Raw genomic sequence first — 19641 nt, forward strand, 5'->3', positions numbered from 1 at the left:
TGTGTGGGGCCGCCATGATGGCGACCCCTACAGCGTTGCCGGCCACCATGGCGGCTGGTTCCTCCTGCTGACCTTCTGTCAGGGGCAGCCGCTGTCGGCGAGGGTGTAGTAGCCGGTGGGCGACTCCTTCAGGGTGTGGGTGACGAACGTGTTGTACAGACCCATGTTCTGGTGGGAGCCGCTCGCGTAGGTGTAGCCGCCGCTGGTGGTGGCCCGTCCCGCTTGGACATGGGCGTAGTTGCTCGCCGTCCAGCAGGACGCGGTGCCTCCGCCCCCTGGGTCGGAGCCGCCCGGGTCGGAGCCGCCGGGGTCGGAGGTGTCCAGGCCGAAGAACCGGGCGATCCAGCGGCTGGAGCAGATCGAGTCGAGGAAGTACGGGGCGCCGGTGCTGCCGCACTGCTCGCTGCCGGTGCCCGGGTCGACGGGGGTGCCGTGGCCGATGCCCGGGACGCGGTCGACCTCGACGGCGACCGTGCCGTCGGCGGCCAGGTACTGCTCCTGCCGGGTGGCGTCCGGCCCGATGGTCGTCGTGCGGGTGGGGGTCTGGGACAGGCCGTGCAGGGCCGTCCACTGGTCGCGCAGCTCGGTGGCGTTGCGCGGTACGACGGTGGTGTCCTGGTCGCCGTACCAGACGGCCGTGCGCGGCCAGGGTCCGGTGTAGGACGGGAAGGCGTCGCGGACCCGTTGGGCCCACTGGGCCGGGTTCAGGTCGACGCCGGGGTTCATGCAGGTGTAGGGGCTGTTGTCCTTGGTGCAGTCGTAGGGCAGGCCGGCGACGACCGCGCCGGCGGAGAAGACGTCGGGGTAGGTGGCGAGCATGACCGACGTCATGGCGCCGCCCGCGGACAGGCCGGTGACGTAGACCCGTCGGGGGTCGGCGCCGTAGGTGGTGACGGCGTGGCCGGCCATCTGCCGCACGGAGAGGGCTTCGCCCTGGTCGCGCCGGTTGTCGCCGGCCTGGAACCAGTTGAAGCACCTGGTCGGGTTGTTGGCGGTGGTGGTCTCGGCGAGCACCAGCAGGAAGCCGTCGGTGTCGGCGAGTTGCGGCAGCCCGGAGTTGTCCGCGTAGGCCTGGGCGCTCTGGGTGCATCCGTGCAGGGCGACCACCACCGGTGGGTTCGCCGACAGGGACGCGGGACGGTAGACGTACATGGTCAGGGCGCCCGGGTTGGACCCGAAGCCGGTGACCTCGGTGAGGGTGACGGACGCCTGGGCGGCGGGCACGGGACCGGCGAGCGCGGTCCCGAGGACGACGGCGACGACGGCCAGGAGGCGGGGCAGGACGCGGTACCGGCGGCGGGGCGCAGGTCCTTGGGCGTGGCGGGGCAAAGGTCCCTGGGCGTCGGCTCCGGCGACCGGCCCGCGGCGCGCTCCGGGCGGCTTCCTGAACGGGGGCAGTGACATGGGGCGGCTCCTTGGGTGGGCACACGTGTCCCGGCCGCTCCCGCGCAGGGGCGGCGCCTGGAGCGCCGGGTGTGGCGGAACCGTAGGTTCGGGCGTGTCCGGGCACCATGGCGCCGCGCACCACAGCCGTCGGGGCGTCAGTCCGCACCGGACGGATTGCGGGGCGGTGTGCGGTCTGCTACGCCGGGTCCGCCTCCACGCACCGGCCTCACCCCTCCGGCGGTCCCGGTGGCACCACCGCGATCGGGCTCGCCGCGTGCAGCAGCACGGCCTGGGTGACCGAGCCCATCATGCGGGCCGGGACGAGCAGCCGCCGCCGGTGCCGCCCGACGACGACCAGCTCGGCGCCCCTGGAGGCGGCTACGAGGTGGCCGGCCGCGTCGCCGGGCAGCGCCGCGGCGTCGGCGCGGACCTCGGGGTGCCGCTTGCGGTGCGGGGCGAGGAAGCCCTCGGCGAGGGTGTGGATCTCGTGCTCGACGGCGTCCCGGTCGACCGGGGGCGGCACCAGCTGGCCGGGGGCGGACCACGTCTGCACCGGCCACGGGTAGGCGGCGATCACCTGGACCCGGGCGTCGCGCAGAGCTGCCTCGGTGAACGCGAAGGCGAGGACGGCCTCGTCGGGGCTGTCGGCGTGCAGCCCGACGACCACCCGGGGCCCGGGCTCGGCGGGTCCGTCGCCGTGCACCTCGCGGCCGGGCGGGGGTACGACGACCACCGGGCACTCGGCGTCCCGGGCGGTGGCCAGGCCGTTGGAGCCGAGCAGCAGGCTCGCGAAGCCGCCGCGGCCCCGCGAGCCGAGGACCAACAGCTGGGCGTCCGTGCCCAGTTCGGGCAGTACGGCGCCCGGTACACCCTCCAGGGCGACGTACTCCACGGCCGGCTCCCCGGCGCGGCCCGTGAGCCGGGTCCGCACCTCGTCGAGCACGGGATCGCCTTCCGCGTCGGGCGGTCCGGCGACCAGGACGTCGGCCTGGCCCCAGGCGGCGTACTGCCGTACGTGCACCACCCGCAGGGGTGCCGCGCGGCGGCGGGCGGTGGCCAGGGCCCACTCCAGGGCCCGCATGCTGTCCTCGGAACCGTCGACCGCGGCGATGACCGGCGCAGTGCTCATCCTTCCTCACCTCCGGCAACACGACCTTCCCCTTGCTCGGGCCAGCCTCGCTCAGGCTCGGCCCGCTCGGGGCGCTGCTGGTCGCGTGTCCGGAAAACCGGTCGGAACACCCCTCGCTCAGGTCAGGTCGAACTCGCCCTCCCTCGCGCCGGAGACGAAGGCGCCCCATTCCGCGGGGGTGAAGATCAGGGAAGGGCTCTCCGGACGGCCGCTGTTGCGCATGGCGATGAAGCCTTCGACGAAGGCGATCTGGACATCCCCCTGACCTCGGCTGCTGGACTGCCAATCGGCCTTGCTGAGATCCAGCTCCGGCTTGTCCCAGCCCGTGAGCGGCTGCTGCTGGATGGTGCTCTCGGCCACGTCCGTGCTCCTCCCGGTTCGTCGTCCGCGGTCAGCCTAGCGACCGCTCACGACAGCCGACAGGCCACGTGGGAAGGACCTTTCAGGATTCGGGGGGCGCGGACCCCACGAGCCACATGGAGAAGAACTGCGAGCCGCCGCCGTAGGCGTGTCCGAGCACCCTGCGGGCCCCCTCCACCTGGTGTTCTCCGGCCTGTCCGCGTACCTGGAGGGCGGCCTCGGCGAAGCGGATCATGCCCGAGGCGCCGATGGGGTTGGTGGACAGCACGCCACCCGACATGTTGACGGGCAGATCCCCGTCCAGTTCGGTGACCCCGGACTCCGTGAGCTTCCAGCCCTCGCCCTCCTCGGCGAATCCCAGGTTCTCCAGCCACATGGGTTCGTACCAGGAGAAGGGCACGTACATCTCGACGGCGTCGATGTCGCGGCGCGGGTCGGCGATGCCGGCCTGCCGGTAGACGTCGGCGGCGCAGTCCTTGCCGGCCTGCGGGGAGACGAAGTCCTTGCCCGCGAAGAGGGTCGGTTCGCTGCGCATGGCGCCGCCGAGCAGCCAGGCGGGCGGCCGGGGCGCGCGGGCGGCGCCGGCCCGGTCGGTGAGGACCATGGCGCAGGCACCGTCGGAGGACGGGCAGGTCTCGGAGTAGCGGATGGGGTCCCACAACATGGGCGAGGCCTGGACCTTCTCCAGGGTGATGTCGTGCTCGTGCAGATGGGCGTAGGGGTTCTTCAGGGCGTTGCGCCGGTCCTTGTAGGCGACGAGGGAGCCGACGGTGTCGGGGGCGCCGCTGCGCCGCATGTAGGCGCGCACATGGGGGGCGAAGAAGCCGCCCGCCCCGGCGAGCAGGGGCTGCTGGAAGGGAATCGGCAGGGACAGGCCCCACATGGCGTTGGACTCGGACTGCTTTTCGAAGGCGAGGGTGAGGACCGTGCCGTGGACGCGGGCGGCGACCAGGTTCGCGGCGACGAGCGCGGTCGAGCCGCCGACGGAGCCGGCGGTGTGCACCCGCAGCATGGGCTTGCCGACCGCGCCGAGCGCGTCGGCGAGGTACAGCTCGGGCATCATCACGCCCTCGAAGAAGTCGGGTGCCTTGCCGATGACGACGGCGTCGATGTCGGCCCACGACAACTCTGCGTCGGCCAGGGCGCGTCGGGCGGCCTCGCGGACCAGTCCGGCGATCGACACGTCCCGGCGTGCGGCCACGTGCTTGGTCTGGCCGATCCCTGTGACGGCCACGGGCTCCTTGCTCATCGTGGATCCCCTTCGAGTACGGCGACCAGGTTCTGCTGCAGGCAGGGCCCTGAGGTGGCGTGGGCGAGGGCACGGTCGGACGCGCCGCGGTGGATGCGGGCGGCGGCCTCGCCGATGCGGATGAGCCCGGCGGCCATCACCGGGTTGGCGGCGAGCGCCCCGCCGGAGGGGTTGACGCGCACGTCGTCGTCGAGGCGGAGGGCCTTGCGCAGGATCACCTCCTGCGAGCTGAACGGGGCGTGCAACTCGGCCGTGTCCACGGGGCGTTCGAAGGCTCCGGCCCGTTCGGCGGCCAGCCGGGCGGAGGGCGAGTCGGTGAGGTCGCGCACGCCGAGTGCGTGGGCCTCGATGCGGTGGTCGATACCCCGGATCCAGGCGGGCCGCTCGCACAGTTCACGGGCCCGCTCCCCCGCCGCGAGGATCACCGCGGCGGCACCGTCGCCGATGGGCGGGCAGTCGCCGGTGCGCAGCGGGCGGACGCGGTGGTCGCCCTGTGCGACCGTGCCCCTGAGCTGGGCGTGCGGGTTGGTGCGGGCGTCGGCCCGGCTGCGTGCGCCGACGGCGGCGAGCGCGGCCTCGTCGGTGTCGCCGGCGTCGATGAGGGCCTGCGCCTGGAGGGCGGCGAGGGCTATGGCGTCGGGCCACAGGGGGGCCACGTAGTACGGGTCGAGCTGGCGGGTCAGCACGTCCCGCACCGAGCCGGGTGAGCACTTGCCGTAGGAGTACACGAGCGCGGTGTCGGCGTCCCCGGTCAGGAGCTTGGTCCAGGCTTCGTACAGCGCCCAGGCGCCGTCCATCTCGACGTGCGACTCGGAGATCGGCGGCCAGGCGCCGACGCCGTCGAGGGCGAGGGTGAAGGAGAAGGCGCGGCCGGCGAGGTAGTCGCTGGAGCCGGAGCAGGTGAAGCCGATGTCGGCGGCCCTGAGGCCGGTCTGTGCGAGGACCTCGTGCAGGACCGGCATGAGCATCTCGACCTCGGAGGACTCCTCGGTGGAGCGCCGGTGGTCGGTCTGGGCGAAGGCGACGACGGCGATGTCCCGGGGGGCGGGGGCTTTCTCGCGGGTCACAGCAGCTCCTTGTACGTCTCGTAGTCCGCGTCGGGCTCGCCGGTGGGCCGGTAGTGGTCCGGGTAGCGGGCGCCCTCGGTCCACACCGGCTCCACGCGCAGGCCCATGCGGACCCGGTCGTAGGGGATGCCGCCGATCCGGGCGTGGAGGGCGAGGTCGGCGCCGTCGAGGGCGATGTGCGCGTAGACGTACGGCACCTCGATGTCGAGGTTCTTCGCTTTGATGTTGACGATGCAGAAGGTGGTGACCGTGCCTCGGGGTCCCACTTCGACCTGTTCGTGTGTGGCGAGGCCACATGTGGGACACGCACCCCTCGGCGGCACGTACACCTTGCGGCACGAGGGGCAGCGCTCGCCGACGGTCCGCTGCGCGCAGAGGGCGTCGATATAGGCGGACTGGGCGCGGCCGGGCGAGTAGCTGTAGTCGAGGCGGGCGGGGGCGACGATCCCGGTGAGGGGGTTGTCGAACGCGCCGGTGTGGCCGCCCGGTTCCTCCGGTTCGCCGTCGTACGGCTCGAAGCAGGCGATGTCGGTGATGGCGCCGGTGCGGTCCGCGGCCCAGCGGATGCGCACCCGCATGCCGGTGTGCACGGCGTCGGGTCCGGGGGCGTCGAGGGCGTGCAGCAGGGCGGTGTCGGCGCCGTCGAGCCGGACCAGGACCCAGGCGAAGGGGGTGGCCAGGGGCTGGCCGCGGCGGGGGGCGTGGTTCCAGGCCCAGGTGGTGACCGTGCCGGTGCGGGCGACCTCCACCAGGTCGCGGATCTCGTCGGCGGTGACGGGGTCGTACTCGACGGGCGGGACGAGGGTGCGGCCGTCGGTGGTCTTCACGCCGAGGACGACGCCCTCGCGCAGGCCGGTGAGGAAGGCGCTCTGGACGGGTCCGAGGGAGCGGGTGAAGGGGAATTCGACGACGAGTGGCGCTTTGAGTACTTCGGGCATGGCAGCTCCTCGGGTCAGGCGCGCTTGTAGACGGGGGGCCGTTTCTCCACGAACGCGCGGGCGCCCTCCTTGGCGTCGGCGGTGTCGAAGACCGGCCAGCCGCGGATGAGTTCGGTGGCGAGTCCGTCGGTCTCCGTCATCTCGGCGGTCTCGTACACGGACGCCTTGACGGCCTCGACGGCGAGCGGACCGCAGGCGTTGATCTGTTCGGCGATCTCCAGCGCCTTGGCGAGCGCGGTGCCGTCGGGCACGACATGGCCGATGAGGCCGATGCCGGCGGCCTCCCGGGCGCTGTACGGCCGGCCGGTCAGCAGCATCTCCAGGGCGTGGGTGCGCGGGATCTGGCGTTGCAGCCGGACGGTGGAGCCGCCGATCGGGAACAGGCCGCGCCTGACCTCGAACAGGCCGAAGGTCGCGGACTCGCCCGCCACCCGGATGTCGGTGCCCTGGAGGATCTCGGTGCCGCCCGCGACGCAGTGGCCCTCGACGGCGGCGATCACCGGTTTGCGCGGGCGGTGGTGGCGCAGCATCGCCTTCCAGTGCAGGTCGGGGTCGGCCTTGAGCCGGGCGCGGTGGTGCTCCCCCTGCATGCCGTTCCCGGCCAGCGCCTTGAGGTCCATTCCGGCACAGAAGGCGCTGCCGGCCCCGGTGAGCACGACCGAGCGGATCTCGTCGTCCGCGTCGGCCTCGAGCCAGCCGTCGTAGAGGCCGACGAGCATCGGGAGCGAGAGCGCGTTCCTGGCGTCGGGTCTGTTGAGCGTGAGCACCAGCGTGGCACCCTCGCGCTGCACGGTGAGGTGTTCCGTCCCACCCATGGGTCATCTCCCCTCGGTAAGAACGAGAACAGGTTGCAGGAGGCGAGGGGGCACTTCAAGGGTTTCCTGACACCTAGTCAGATTTATTGTCGCGGGCCCTTCCCAGTTGCCGTCCGCTTTGCTCTGATGACCGGCGAACCGGCCGATGCGCCTTTCGTCGTCCGGACCGCCGGGGTCAGGAGGAGCGGTGGAGTACAACCTTGCCGATCTGTTCGAGTCGGTCGTCGACGTGGTCCCGGACCGCGAGGCGCTCGTGTACCTCGACCACCCCGGCACGGGCGGGGAGCGCCGGCTGACGTACGCCGAGCTGGACGCCGCCGCCAACCGCATCGCGCACCACCTGATCGACGGCGGCGTACGCCCCGGTGAGCACCTCGGACTCCACCTGTACAACGGGGTCGAGTACCTGCAGACGGTCCTGGGGTGCCTGAAGGCCAGGGTCGTCCCGGTCAACGTCAACTACCGTTACGTGGAAGACGAGTTGGTGTACCTCTACCGGGACGCCGACCTGGTCGCGCTGGTCTACGACGCGGAGTTCGAGGACCGGGTGGCGGGGGCGCTGCCGCGCACGCCGGGGCTACGGCGTCTGCTGCGGGTGGGCGCGGGGCCGGTGGGGGTGCCCGGGGCGGTGCCGTTCGCGGACGCGGAGGCCGCCGGGTCGCCCGGGCGCGGCTTCCCGGCACGGTCGGGGGACGACCAGTTCATCATCTACACCGGCGGCACGACGGGCATGCCCAAGGGCGTGATGTGGCGTCAGGAGGATCTCTTCTTCGCCGGGCTGGGGGGCGGGGCGCCGACCGGGGAACCGGTGAGGGCGCCGGAGGAACTGGCCGAGCGGGTCGCTGCGGGCGGCTCCGGGATCACCTTCTTCCCCACTCCCCCGCTGATGCACGGCACCTCGACCCTGACCGCGTTCATCGGCTTCCACTTCGGACAACGTGTCGTGCTGCACCGCAAGTTCGTCCCGGAGGAGGTGCTGCGGACCGTCGAGCGGGAGAAGGTCACCAGTATGTCGCTGGTCGGCGACGCGATGCTCCGGCCGCTGATCGACGCGCTGAACGGGCCGATGAAGGGCACCGACTGCTCGGCCCTGTTCAGCGTCTCCTCGTCCGGCGCGATCATGTCGGAGACGGTGCGCGGGCAGTTCCGCGCGCTGGTGCCGAACGCGATGCTGCTGAACAACTTCGGCTCCTCCGAGTCCGGTTTCAACGGGACGGCGACCGACGACTCCGGGCCCGAGCGCGGCTTCCGCATCCGCGTCAACTCCCGTACGCGAGTGGTGGATCCGGCGACGCACGAGCCGGTCGGCGTCGGTGAGATCGGCCGGGTGGCGCAGTGCGGCCATGTCCCGCTCGGGTACTACAACGACCCGCGCAAGACCGCCGAGACCTTCTTCGAGCGGGACGGGCAGCGCTGGGTGCTGCTGGGCGACATGGCGACGGTCGACGAGGACGGTGTGGTCACCGTCCTCGGCCGGGGCTCCCAGTGCATCAACACCGGAGGCGAGAAGGTCTACCCCGAGGAGGTCGAGCAGGCGCTCAAGGCGCATCCGGACGTGTACGACGCGCTGGTCGCGGGCGTGCCGGACACCAGGTGGGGCAATCATGTGGCGGCCGTGGTGCAGTTGCGGGAGGGAGCGCCGCGTCCGTCGCTGGCCGACATCCAGAGCCACTGCCGTACCCGGCTGGCCGGTTACAAGATCCCCCGCCAGCTGGTGATCACGGACGCCGTCCGGCGGTCTCCGAGCGGCAAGGCCGACTACCGGTGGGCACGGGAGACGGCGGTGGCGGCGGCCCAGCGCTAGGCCGGGCGCGACCGGCAGGCGGGGTACGACCGGCAGGCAGGGGCCGGCGGCAGGTCGGGGATCACCGGCAGGTGGGGATCCACCGGAGGGGCGCGGGGTGTCCCGTCCCGGCGATGACCTCGGAGAACTACTCTGTGCGCACAGCCGCCACCGTCCGTGCACGGACGGTGGCGGTCGACCGTCCGGGTGGCGAGGAAGCGGGGAGCCACTCCGCGCCCCGCCCGTCGCCCCCGCCCAGGGCCACGCACGGAAGGACCAGCGGGTGCCGTACCTCACGCCTGGACACCTGCCGGACAGCGAAGAGGCGGACACCGGCCGCGCCGGGACCGGGAGCCGTGACCGCACCACAGGGGCGGGCTCCGCGCCCGGCCCGTTCGGGCGGTGGCGCCGGCGCGCCGGTGTCGCACGGTTGCCGAGTGCGGGCACGACCGTCCTCGCCTCCGCCCTTCTCCTGGCCGCGCTGCTGCTCCCGGACCGTCTCGACCGTCTCACCCCCGTGGCGTTCCTGCGCCTCCCGGCCGAGGGCATCGTGCTCGCCGCCGCGCTGCTCGTGCTGCCGCCCCGGGCGCGGCGCGTCACAGCGGTGGTCACCGGCCTGCTGATCGGGCTGCTCGCCCTGCTCAAGTGCCTGGACATGGGCTTCCATGCGGTGCTCTTCCGCCCGTTCGACCCGGTGCTGGACTGGGGTCTGCTGGAGAACGCCGCGGACTGTCTGCGGGACACGTCCGGCCGGGCCCGCGAGCTGCTCGCCCTCTCCGGTGCCCTGCTCCTCGCGCTCGCGCTCCTCGTCCTGGCCCCGGCCGCCACGCTCCGGCTCACCTCCCTGATGACCCGGCACCGCCCCGGGGCCGTCCGCGTCACCCTGGTGCTGGGCACCGCCTGGATCACCTGCGTCACGCTCGGCCTGCGCTGCGGCGGCCTGCCCGTCGCCGCCACGGTCGACGCGGACCTCGTCGGCCGGCGGGTCCCGCAGGTCCGCGCGTCCCTCGCGGACGCGCGGCTCTTCCGCCGCCAGGCCGCCGCCGACGCCTTCGCGCACACCCCGCCCGAGCGGTTGCTGACCGGTCTGCGCGGCAAGGACGTGCTGTTCACCTTCGTGGAGAGTTACGGGCGTTCGGCGATCGAGGACCCGATGATGGCCCCGCGCGTCGGCGCGGTCCTCGAGGAAGGCTCCGCGGCTCTCCGCGCGGCGGGATTCGGGGCGCGCAGCGGCTGGCTGCGCTCGCCGGTGACGGGCGGGGGCAGCTGGCTGGCCCACTCGACCTTCCTGTCCGGCCTGTGGATCAGCAACCCGCAGCGGTTCCGCACCCTCACCTCCAGCGACCGGACCACCCTCACCGGCTCCTTCCGCAGGACCGGCGCCTGGCGGACGGTCGGCATCGTGCCGGGGATCCACCGGGCCTGGCCGGAGGGCGGGTTCTTCGGCCTGGACCACGTCTACGACGCCACCCGCCTCGGCTACCGGGGTCCGGTCTTCGGCTGGTCGCGGGTGCCGGACCAGTTCAGCCTGGAGACCTTCCGGCGCCTGGAGTTCGGCAGACGCGGCCGGGGCCCGCTGATGGCGGAGATCGTCCTCACCTCCAGCCACCATCCCTGGGCGCCCGTCCCCCGCCTGGTCGACCGGGCGGAGCTGGGCGACGGCTCGGTCTTCCGCCGGGTCAAGCGCGAGGCCAGGGACCAGGAGGAGGTCTGGCAGGACCCCCGGAGCGTGCGCGCCGCGTACCGTGACGCCGTCGCGTACGCGCTGCGCAGCCTCCTCGGGTTCCTGCAGCGGTACGGCAACGAGAACACGGTCCTGGTCTTCCTGGGCGACCACCAGCCCATCCCGGCCGTCACCGCGGGCAGCCCCCGCACGGACGTGCCCGTGACGATCGTCGCCCACGATCCGAAGGTGCTGGACCGGGTCTCCGGCTGGGGCTGGACGGAGGGGCTGAAGCCGGCCGCGAACGCCCCGGTCTGGCCGATGAGCGCGTTCCGGGACCGGTTCCTGCGGGCGTACGGGCCGCAGCCGGGCTGACCACGGCCACCGCGGTCCGTCGGCGCTCACGTCGCTGCCCGGCGCTCACCGGCGCTCACCCGTCGAGGAACTCCTCCACCACGGCGAGGAACTCCTCCGGCCGGGTCTCGTGGACCAGGTGCCCGGCGTCGACGGTCACCAGCCGGGCGCCGGGGATCAGCTCGGCCAGCTGGGCGACCTGGTCCTGCGGGACGAGGCTCGAGGGACCCCCGCCGATGACGAGCGTGGGCATGGTGATCCGGTCCATGTGCTCCCACCACACGGGATCGGGCGCATTGCGCTCCTGATCGGTGGCCCGCACCATCGCCCAGTCGAACGGCAGCTCGCCGTCGGGCCGTTCGGCGGGTGGCCGGGGCGGGTCCAGCGGCACCGGAGCGCACACGTCCTCCAGCACCAGGCGGCGTACGGTCGCCGGGTGGCGCTGGGCCAGCAGATACGCGACGAGGCCGCCCAGGGAGTGCCCCACGACGTCGGCGCCGGCGAGACCGAGAGCGGCCAGCAGGGCCCGGACGTCCTCGCTCATCGTCTCGGCCGCGTAGTCCCCGGGCCAGTCGCTGCGTCCGTGGCCGCGCAGGTCCGGGGCGTACACCCGGCGCGGGCGGGGTGGTGCCGCGAGCCGCTCGGCGATCCGGGTCCAGTCCGCGCCGTCGGCGCCCCGGCAGTGCAGCAGCAGCACCGGCGGGGCGTCCGCCGGCCCCCAGCTGCGGCAGGCCAGGGTGATTCCGTTCGCCTCGACGACGTGCGGGGCTGAGGTGTCCATGCCCGGCACGCTTAGCCGACCGGTCCGGCCGGGGCGGCCTGATCCGCCGACGGCGGAGCGGTACCCGCGGGCCGGTCGAGAAAGGCACGCGTACGGCCCAGGAACCACTCCGGGTCGTCCAGCCACGGGTAGTGGCCGGCACCGGGCTGGACGGCGAAGTCGGCGTTCGGGAAGGCCCGCGCGGCGCGGCGGGCGAGGTCGGGGCGCGGGCCGCCGTCGAGTTCGCCCGCGTACACCAGGACCGGGGCGGTCAGGGCGGCGAGGGCGGCACGGGTGGCATCCGGGGTGAACGCCCCGTCGCCGAAGTAGCGCTCCCCCGCCTCGTCGTTGGTCTGCTCCGGTTCGGCGTCCGCGTGCGCCCGGGCGGTGTCGTCCCAGCGACCGTAGAAGAACGGCAGGAACACGTCGTCGAAGTCGGCTTCCTGCGCGAGCCAGGCCCGGAAGGCCGGGAACGCGTCGTCGAACCACGGCTCCCGCGTGCGCAGTCCGGCCGCGGCGAGCCGGTCCTCGGGCGTCGCCCGCATGCCGAGGGCCGACGGGTTGGGAGTGATCAGCACGAGTCGCCGTACCCGGTGCGGGTGGCGGGCCGCGTAGAGCATCGCCAGGGCTGCGCCCGCCGAGTGGGCGAGCAGATCCATGTGCTCCATCCCCATGTGGGCACGCCACAGCTCCACGTCCTGGACCATCCGGTCGCAGCGGTACGTCGCCGGGTCGGCCGGCGCCGCGGAGTCACCGGTGCCTCGCAGGTCGAGCAGGGCCAGCCGGCGGTGCGCGCCGAGCCCGCCCAGATCCCCGAGATAGCCGGAGGCGCGCATGGGCCCGCCGGGCAGTACGGCGAGCGTCTCGCCCTCACCCCGCAGGTGGTAGGCGAGCCGAGTGCCGTCGGCCGCGGTGAAGGTCGGCATGGGGGTGATCATGGGCGCCGGCCCCGCCGGTGCGCAAGGCCTTTCCGCACACGGCCCGGGCGTCGCCGCCTCGGTTCCCCGGGGGTAGCGGGGCACCCCGCACGGAAAATCTCCGCCGCCCTCTTGCCTGGAGCCGCCTGGCCTGAATTACTGGCCCCGAACAGAGCGACCGAATGATCGGTCGTCCGAATTGTGCGGACGGCGAGGGAGACGGCTCGATGGCGGATGCGACGGATCTGCTCGATGCGGGAGAGCGGCTCGGGCCCGAGGAGCTGCGGGCGCTTCAGCTGGAGCGGCTGCGTGCCTCGCTGCGGCACGCCTACGACCACGTGCCGTTCTACCGGGAGTCGTTCGACAAGGCCGGCGTCCGCCCGGAGGACTGCCGCTCGCTCGCGGATCTGGCCCACTTCCCGTTCACGACCAAGGCCGACCTGCGGGAGAACTACCCGTACGGCATGTTCGCCGTGCCCCGCGAGCGCATCCGCCGGCTGCACGCCTCCAGCGGCACCACGGGACGCCCCACGGTGGTCGGCTACACGGACAACGACCTCTCCATGTGGGCCGACATGGTGGCGCGGTCGGTCCGTGCGGCCGGCGGGCGGCCCGGTGACATCGTCCATGTGGCGTACGGCTACGGACTGTTCACCGGTGGCCTGGGCGCCCACTATGGTGCCGAGCGCCTGGGCTGTACGGTCGTCCCGGCCTCCGGTGGCATGACGGCCCGGCAGGTGCAGCTGATCCGGGATCTCCAGCCGTCCGTCATCATGGTGACCCCCTCCTACATGCTCACCCTGCTGGACGAGTTCGAACGGCAGGGCGTGGACCCGCGCGGCACCTCGCTGCGGGTGGGCGTCTTCGGGGCCGAGCCCTGGACCGAGCAGATGCGCCGCGAGATCGAGGAGCGCTTCGCGATCGACGCCGTCGACATCTACGGGCTGTCCGAGGTGATCGGTCCCGGTGTGGCCCAGGAGTGCGTGGAGACCAAGGACGGCCTCCATGTGTGGGAGGACCACTTCTATCCGGAGGTGGTGGATCCGATCACGGGTGAGGTGCTGCCGGAGGGCGAGCGGGGCGAGCTGGTGTTCACCTCGCTGACCAAGGAGGCCATGCCGGTCGTCCGGTACCGGACCCGGGACCTGACCCGGCTGCTGCCCGGCACGGCCCGGGTGTTCCGGCGGATGGAGAAGATCACCGGCCGCAGCGACGACATGGTGATCCTGCGCGGGGTCAACCTGTTCCCCACCCAGATCGAGGAGATCGTGCTGCGCACGCCCGGGGTGGCGCCGCACTTCCAGCTGCGCCTGACCCGGGAGGGCCGCCTGGACGCGCTGACCGTCCGGGCCGAGGCCCGCCCGGGCGCGACCTGGGAGGTACGGCAGGAAGCGGCCCGGTCCATCGTCGCGGCCGTGAAGGACGGCATCGGCGTCTCCGTCGACGTGGAGATCGTGGAGCCGGAGTCGCTGGAGCGCTCGGTGGGCAAGATCCGCCGGATCGTGGACCTGCGTCGGCGTTAGCGCCGGCCGGCGAGGACCGGGAGAGGCCCTGCGCCGCAGGGCCACGGGGCGGTCGTATCGACGTACCTCGAAACGTCGCAGGGGATCTATACTCCGGACCCATGACGGACACCGCTCCCGCCCCGGATCCCGACCTGGTCAACGCGCTCCGCGCGCTGTCCAACCCGGTGCGGCTGCAGATGCTGCGGTGGCTGCGCGAGCCCGAGCGGCACTTCCCGATGGAGGCGGCCATCGCCGATCCGGCGGAAGTGGGTGTGTGCGTGAGCCACATCCAGGCGAAGGCGGGCCTGGCCCAGTCGACCGTGTCGGCCTATATGGCGGAACTCCAGCGGGCAGGTCTGGTGCGCGCGACCCGGGTCGGCAAGTGGACCCACTACAGGCGGGACGAGCAGCGCATCGCCGCCCTCGTCGCGGAGCTGGGACAGACCCTCTGACCCCGCGCCTCGCGGCCACCGGGGTCCCCCCTTGCGCTTCATATCGAAATTCTGCGATATTCCGATTTAGCGATGTAAGCCTCGTGAGGGAGCACACCGATGGACCTGGGCACGTTCGGGATCTACACCTTCGACTTCGAGCACCAGCCGGCCGCACGGGTGCGGGACTCGGTCCAGGAGCTGGAGGACCTGGGCTGGCGGGCCCTGTGGATCCCGGAGCTGCTGGGGCGGGACGCGTTCACGCACGCCGGCTTTCTGCTGGCCTCCACACGACGGCTGAACGTGGTCAACGGCATCGCCCGGATCTGGTCCCGGGAGGCGCGCTGGACGTACGGGGCCGCCCTGCTGCTCGCGGACGCCTACCCCGGCCGGCACGTGCTCGGACTGGGCTTCGGCGGCGACCCTCGGCCCGGGGTCAGGCCGCTGGCCGCCATGGCCGCGTACCTCGACGAGCTGGACGCCCCGCAGAGCCCGAACCCGCGCCCCGGAGCCCCGCTACGGCGCCTGCTGGCCGCCTACGGCCCGAAGATGCTGGAGCTGGCCCGCGACCGGGCCGACGGCGCCCATACCTACCACGTGAACGTGGCCCACACGGCGCAGGCACGGGAGATCCTCGGGCCGGACGCCTTCCTGGCCGTGGAGCACGCGGTGCTGTTCGAGAGCGATCCGGGCCGGGCCCGCGCCGTGGCGCGCGAGCACCTGCGCGGCTACCTCGAAACCCCGTACAACATCGCCAAGTTCCGCCGGCTCGGGTACACGGACGACGACCTCTCCGGCGGCGGCAGCGACCGCTTCGTGGACGACCTGGTGTTCTGGGGCGACCCGGACACGGTCGTGCGCAGGCTGCACGGCCACGTGGCGGCGGGCGCCGACCATGTGGCCGTGCAGGTGATCGGCGTCGAGCCGGGCGAATCCGCGCTGCCGCACTGGCGGTTGCTGGCCGACGCGCTGGCGCCGTCGAAGCGCCCGGCTAGCCGCTGAAGCGGTGCCGCAGCTCGCGCTTGAGGATCTTCCCGCTGGCGTTGCGCGGCAGCCCGTCGACGAACAGCACCCGCTTGGGGGCCTTGAAAGCCGTGAGCTTCTCCCGCACATGCGCGATCAGCTGCTCCTCCGACACCTCGCCGCGCGGAACGACGACCGCCGTGACCGCCTCGATCCACCGCTCGTCGGGCAGGCCGATCACGGCGGCCTCGGCGACGGCCTCGTGGGTGTACAGGGCGTCCTCGATCTGGCGGGAGGCGACCAGCACACCACCGGAGTTGATGACGTCCTTCACCCGGTCGACGACGGTGTAGTAACCGTCGGCGTCGCGCACCGCGAGGTCGCCCGAGTGGAACCAGCCGTCCCGGAACGCCTCGGCGGTCTCCTCCGGTTTGTCCCAGTAGCCCTCGCACAACTGCGGGGAGCGGTAGACGATCTCACCCGGTGTGCCGTCGGGGACGTCCTCGCCCTCGTCGTCCACGACCCGGGCGTCCACGAACAGCACGGTCCGGCCGCAGGAGTCCAGCCGGCCCTCGTGTTCGTCGGGGCCGAGCACGGTGGCGAGCGGGCCGATCTCGCTCTGCCCGAAGCAGTTGAAGAAGGCCAGTCCCGGCAGGCGTTCCCGCAGCCGCTCCAGCACGGGAACGGGCATGATCGACGCGCCGTAGTACGCCTTGCGCAGGCCGCCGAGGTCGCGGCTCATGAAGTCGGGCCGGTTCGTGAGGCCGATCCACACCGTGGGCGGCGCGAACAGGCTGTCCACGCGGCCCGCTTCGACGAGATCGAAGAGCCGGTCCCCGTCCGGCGCGTCCAGGATGATGTTGGTCGCACCGACCGCGAGGTAGGGCAGCAGGAACACGTGCATCTGCGCGGAGTGGTACAGCGGCAGCGCGTGCACCGGCCGGTCCCCGGCGCTCAGGTCGAGGGCCGTGATGGCGCTCAGGTACTCGTGCACCAGGGCCCGGTGGGTCATCATGGCGCCCTTGGGCAGGGCTGTCGTACCGGAGGTGTACAGCAGCTGCACCAGGTCCTCGGTGCGCGGCTCGGGCCCGTCGTACGAGGGCGCGTCCGCCAGCCGCGCGAGCAGGGAGTCCTCGGCGTCCCGCAGCGGCAGGACCCCTACCCCTCGCGGAAGCCGGCCCGCGAGGTCCGGGTCCGCGAGCACCAGCGTGCTGCCCGACTGGCCGACGAGGTACGCCAGATCCTCCCCGGTGAGGTTCTGGTTGACCGGCACATGGACCAGGCCCGCGCGGGCGCAGGCCAGGAATCCGATCAGGTAGGCGTCGGAGTTGTGGCCGTAGGCGCCGACCCGGTCGCCCGGGGTGAGCCCCTGCGCGCTCAGGACCGCGGCCGCGCGGGAGACGGCGTCGTCGAGTTCCTCGTACGTCCATCTGCGCTCGCCGTACTCCACCGCGACGCGCGCCGGGGTGCGCCGGGCGCTGCGCCGCAGGACCCCGTCGACCGTGCTGCCGTGTCCCTGCATCATGACAGCCGATCCTCGGGCCGCGGGACGTGCCGGTCAAGCACCTGGGACCGCCGTCATACCGGCCGGGTGCGCCCCGCCCAGTAGGGGTCGCGCAGCCGCCTCTTGTAGAGCTTGCCGTTGGGATCGCGGGGCATCTCGGCGATGAAGTCGACGCTCTTCGGCCGTTTGTAGCCGGCGAGCCGCTCGGCGCAGTGGTCGAGGAGGGCGGCGGCGAGGGCCGGGCCCGGTTCGTGGCCGGGGGCCGGTTCGACGACGGCCTTGACCTCCTCGCCCCAGTCGTCGTGCGGGATGCCGAAGGCGGCGGCGTCCGCGACGGCCGGATGGGAGAGGAGCACGGACTCGATCTCGGCCGGGTAGATGTTGACCCCGCCGGAGATGATCATGTCGATCTTGCGGTCGCGGAGGAAGAGGTAGCCGTCCTCGTCCAGGTAGCCGAGATCACCGACGGTGAAGAAGTCGCCTATGCGGTTCTTGCGGGTCTTGGCCTCGTCCTTGTGGTACGAGAAGCCGCCGGTGCTCATCCTCATGTAGACGGTGCCGAGCCTGCCGGGCGGCAGCCGTTCGCCGTCGTCGTCGAAGACCGCGAGTTCGCTGATGGGCCAGGCCTTGCCGACGGTGCCGGGTTTCTTCAGCCAGTCCTCGGCGGTGGCGAAGGCGCCGCCGCCCTCGCTGGCCGCGTAGTACTCCTCCACACAGTGCCCCCACCAGTCGATCATGGCCCGCTTCACATGGTCCGGGCAGGGGGCGGCGCCGTGGATGGCGTGCCGCAGGGACGAGACGTCGTAGCGGGCCTTCAGCTCGTCCGGGAGGGCCAGCAGACGGTGGAACTGGGTCGGGACCATGTGCGTGTGCGTGCAGCGGTGGCCGTCGATGCGACGGAGCATCTCCTGCGGCGTCCACTTGTCCATCAGCACCAGGCGGTGGCCGATGTGCAGGGACGCGCCGGCGAACTGCAGGACGGCCGTGTGGTAGAGCGGCGAGCAGACCAGGTGGACGTTGTCGTCGAAGGGCCTGATGCCGAAGATGCCGAGGAAGCCGCCGAGGTAGGCCTCCTCGGGTGTCTTGCCGGGCAGCGGGCGGCGGATGCCGCGCGGGCGTCCCGTCGTACCGGAGGTGTAGTTCATGACCCAGCCGAGTTCACGGTCCGAGGGCGCGGACTCCGGCTGTCCGGCGAGGAGTTCGGCGTACGGCCGGAAGCCCTCGACCGGTCCGACCGCGTAGCGGTGCGTGGCGGGAAGCCTCGCCTCGTCGGCCGCGGCACGGGCCGCGTCGGCGAACCGCTCGTGCGCGATGAGCACCTTGGCGCCGGAGTCGGCGACGATCCAGGCGATCTCCGGGCCGACGAGGTGGTGGTTGACCGGGACGAGGTACAGACCCGCCTGGCCGGCGGCCAGATAGGCCGTGAGGAACTCGGCGCCGTTGGGCAGCACGACGGCGAAGGCGTCGCCGCGTTCCAGTCCGGCCGCGCGCAGCCCGTGCACGAGCCGGTTGGCGGCGGAGTGCAGGCGTCCGGCGGTCCACTCCTCTCCGTCGGGGGCGATCAGGAGTGTGCGGTCGGGGTCCTGGGCGGCCTGCGCCCAGAAACCGGCGGGGGGTGTGCTCACGACTGGCCGCTCCTTCCGGCGATGCGGTTGATGCGGTCCACGGCCTGCTCGAAGCCTCGGGTGAGGTCGTCGAAGACGGCCTGGACGCTGCGTTCGCTGGTCATCCGGCCGACGATCTGGCCGACGGGCGTGCCGAGCAGCGGCTCGACCTCGTACTTCTGGATGCGGGAGACCGCCTCGGCGACCAGCAGGCCCTGCAGCGGCATGGGCAGGGTGCCGGGGCCGGCCGGGTCGTCCCAGGCGTCGGTCCACTCGGTGCGGAGCTGACGTGCGGGCTTGCCGGTCAGGGAGCGGGAGCGCACGGTGTCCCCGGAGCCGGCCGCGAGCAGCTTGCGGGTCAGGGCGGGTGAGTGCAGGTCGGCTTCCGTGGTGGTCAGCCACACGGAGCCCAGCCACACGCCCTGGGCGCCGAGGGCCAGGGCGGCCGCCACCTGCGGGCCGCTGCCGATACCGCCCGCGGCCAGCACGGGCAGCGGATCGACGGCTTCCACGACCTCGGGGGTGAGCACCATGGAGGCGATCTCCCCGGTGTGGCCGCCGGCCTCGTATCCCTGGGCCACGACGATGTCGATGCCCGCCTCCTGGTGCTTGCGGGCGTGCCGGGCGCTGCCCGCGAGGGCGGCCACGAGCACGCCCCGGTCATGGGCGCGGGCGACGACATCGGCGGGCGGGGAGCCGAGGGCGTTGGCCAGCAGCCGGATCGGGTAGTCGAAGGCCACGTCGAGCTGGGTGCGGGCGACCTGCTCCATCCACCCGGTGATGCGCCACCCGGACGCCTCCCCCTCGGCCAGTTCCGGCACTCCGTGCTCGGCGAGGGTGTCCCGCACGAACCGCCGGTGCCCCTCGGGGATCATCGCCTCGACGTCCGCCTCCGTGACGCCTTCGACCTTCTTCGCGGGCATGACCACGTCCAGCCCGTAGGGGCGGCCCCCGGCGTGCGCGTCGAGCCAGTCGAGGTCGCGCTTGAGGTCGTCGGGAGCGGTGTAGCGGACCGCGCCGAGCACGCCGAACCCGCCGGCCCGGCTGATGGCCGCGGCGACGGCGGGGAACGGCGTGAAGCCGAAGACGGCGTGCTCGGCGCCCAGGTGCTTGCTCAGCTCCGTCTGCATGGGCGCAGGATGCCGCAGTCACCCGGACGACGGAAGACCTTTTCTGATGCTCCGTCAGATTTCCTGGGCCGGCACGCGCCCCG

17 protein-coding genes are annotated in these 19641 nt (G+C 72.8%); 5 read left to right on the plus strand and 12 right to left on the minus strand.

Going from position 1 to position 19641, the window contains the following annotated elements:
• Nucleotides 1-78: 78 nt before the first annotated feature.
• The 7 genes from ACZ5CW_RS05495 to ACZ5CW_RS05525 all read right to left on the minus strand — a co-directional run bounded on the left by ACZ5CW_RS05495 (nt 79) and on the right by ACZ5CW_RS05525 (nt 6944).
• Nucleotides 79-1404: an extracellular catalytic domain type 1 short-chain-length polyhydroxyalkanoate depolymerase gene (locus ACZ5CW_RS05495; protein ID WP_468598611.1), complete on the minus strand. Its 1326-nt coding sequence runs from the start codon at nt 1402-1404 to the stop codon at nt 79-81.
• 208 nt (nt 1405-1612) lie between these two features.
• A complete protein-coding gene (locus ACZ5CW_RS05500; RefSeq protein ID WP_468598613.1) occupies nt 1613-2515 on the minus strand; it encodes a universal stress protein in 903 nt (300 codons plus the stop codon).
• A gap of 117 nt (nt 2516-2632) precedes the next feature.
• Nucleotides 2633-2875: a DUF397 domain-containing protein gene (locus tag ACZ5CW_RS05505; RefSeq protein ID WP_468598615.1), complete on the minus strand. Its 243-nt coding sequence runs from the start codon at nt 2873-2875 to the stop codon at nt 2633-2635.
• An 82-nt stretch (nt 2876-2957) separates the two neighbouring features.
• The gene (locus ACZ5CW_RS05510; RefSeq protein WP_468598617.1) at nt 2958-4124 is read right to left on the minus strand and encodes a thiolase domain-containing protein; all 1167 of its coding nucleotides are present in this window, start codon (nt 4122-4124) and stop codon (nt 2958-2960) included.
• A complete protein-coding gene (locus ACZ5CW_RS05515; RefSeq protein ID WP_468598619.1) occupies nt 4121-5191 on the minus strand; it encodes a thiolase domain-containing protein in 1071 nt (356 codons plus the stop codon). Before ACZ5CW_RS05515 ends, ACZ5CW_RS05510 begins: the two co-directional genes overlap by 4 nt.
• Nucleotides 5188-6129 carry a Zn-ribbon domain-containing OB-fold protein gene (locus ACZ5CW_RS05520; RefSeq protein WP_468598621.1) on the minus strand — a complete coding sequence of 314 codons (942 nt, stop codon included), beginning with the start codon at nt 6127-6129 and terminating at the stop codon, nt 5188-5190. Before ACZ5CW_RS05520 ends, ACZ5CW_RS05515 begins: the two co-directional genes overlap by 4 nt.
• A 14-nt stretch (nt 6130-6143) precedes the next feature.
• Complete coding sequence (locus ACZ5CW_RS05525) at nt 6144-6944, minus strand: crotonase/enoyl-CoA hydratase family protein (protein ID WP_468598623.1); 801 nt, start codon at nt 6942-6944, stop codon at nt 6144-6146.
• A 187-nt stretch (nt 6945-7131) separates the two neighbouring features.
• Here ACZ5CW_RS05525 and ACZ5CW_RS05530 point away from each other — a divergent pair, with 187 nt between their 5' ends.
• Complete coding sequence (locus ACZ5CW_RS05530; protein WP_468598625.1) at nt 7132-8748, plus strand: acyl-CoA synthetase; 1617 nt, start codon at nt 7132-7134, stop codon at nt 8746-8748.
• A gap of 262 nt (nt 8749-9010) precedes the next feature.
• Nucleotides 9011-10765 (plus strand): alkaline phosphatase family protein, encoded by a 1755-nt coding sequence (locus ACZ5CW_RS05535; protein ID WP_468598627.1) that lies wholly within the window; start codon nt 9011-9013, stop codon nt 10763-10765.
• 55 nt (nt 10766-10820) lie between these two features.
• Here ACZ5CW_RS05535 and ACZ5CW_RS05540 read toward each other — a convergent pair whose 3' ends face one another.
• A complete protein-coding gene (locus ACZ5CW_RS05540; protein ID WP_468598629.1) occupies nt 10821-11525 on the minus strand; it encodes an alpha/beta fold hydrolase in 705 nt (234 codons plus the stop codon).
• Between the two features lie 11 nt (nt 11526-11536).
• Complete coding sequence (locus ACZ5CW_RS05545) at nt 11537-12430, minus strand: alpha/beta fold hydrolase (protein ID WP_468598631.1); 894 nt, start codon at nt 12428-12430, stop codon at nt 11537-11539.
• A 218-nt stretch (nt 12431-12648) separates the two neighbouring features.
• Here ACZ5CW_RS05545 and paaK point away from each other — a divergent pair, with 218 nt between their 5' ends.
• From paaK to ACZ5CW_RS05560, 3 genes are all read left to right on the plus strand, one after another.
• Nucleotides 12649-13944 carry a phenylacetate--CoA ligase PaaK gene (paaK, locus tag ACZ5CW_RS05550; protein ID WP_468598632.1) on the plus strand — a complete coding sequence of 432 codons (1296 nt, stop codon included), beginning with the start codon at nt 12649-12651 and terminating at the stop codon, nt 13942-13944.
• A 101-nt stretch (nt 13945-14045) separates the two neighbouring features.
• Nucleotides 14046-14378, plus strand: a complete 333-nt coding sequence (locus ACZ5CW_RS05555) for an ArsR/SmtB family transcription factor (protein ID WP_468598634.1) — start codon at nt 14046-14048, stop codon at nt 14376-14378.
• A 99-nt stretch (nt 14379-14477) separates the two neighbouring features.
• Nucleotides 14478-15359, plus strand: a complete 882-nt coding sequence (locus tag ACZ5CW_RS05560) for a TIGR03620 family F420-dependent LLM class oxidoreductase (protein WP_468598636.1) — start codon at nt 14478-14480, stop codon at nt 15357-15359.
• Here ACZ5CW_RS05560 and ACZ5CW_RS05565 read toward each other — a convergent pair.
• From ACZ5CW_RS05565 to ACZ5CW_RS05575, 3 genes are read right to left on the minus strand one after another with little or no spacing between them, the layout of a single operon-like run.
• The gene (locus tag ACZ5CW_RS05565; protein WP_468598638.1) at nt 15349-16845 is read right to left on the minus strand and encodes an acyl-CoA synthetase; all 1497 of its coding nucleotides are present in this window, start codon (nt 16843-16845) and stop codon (nt 15349-15351) included. The two genes, ACZ5CW_RS05560 and ACZ5CW_RS05565, sit on opposite strands and share 11 nt — an antisense overlap.
• A gap of 53 nt (nt 16846-16898) precedes the next feature.
• Nucleotides 16899-18449: an acyl-CoA synthetase gene (locus ACZ5CW_RS05570; RefSeq protein WP_468598640.1), complete on the minus strand. Its 1551-nt coding sequence runs from the start codon at nt 18447-18449 to the stop codon at nt 16899-16901.
• On the minus strand, nt 18446-19558 hold the full coding sequence (locus ACZ5CW_RS05575) for an NAD(P)H-dependent flavin oxidoreductase (protein WP_468598642.1): 1113 nt from the start codon (nt 19556-19558) through the stop codon (nt 18446-18448). Before ACZ5CW_RS05575 ends, ACZ5CW_RS05570 begins: the two co-directional genes overlap by 4 nt.
• Between the last annotated feature and the right edge of the window lie 83 nt (nt 19559-19641).

The organism is Streptomyces sp. NPDC031379, assembly GCF_055569615.1.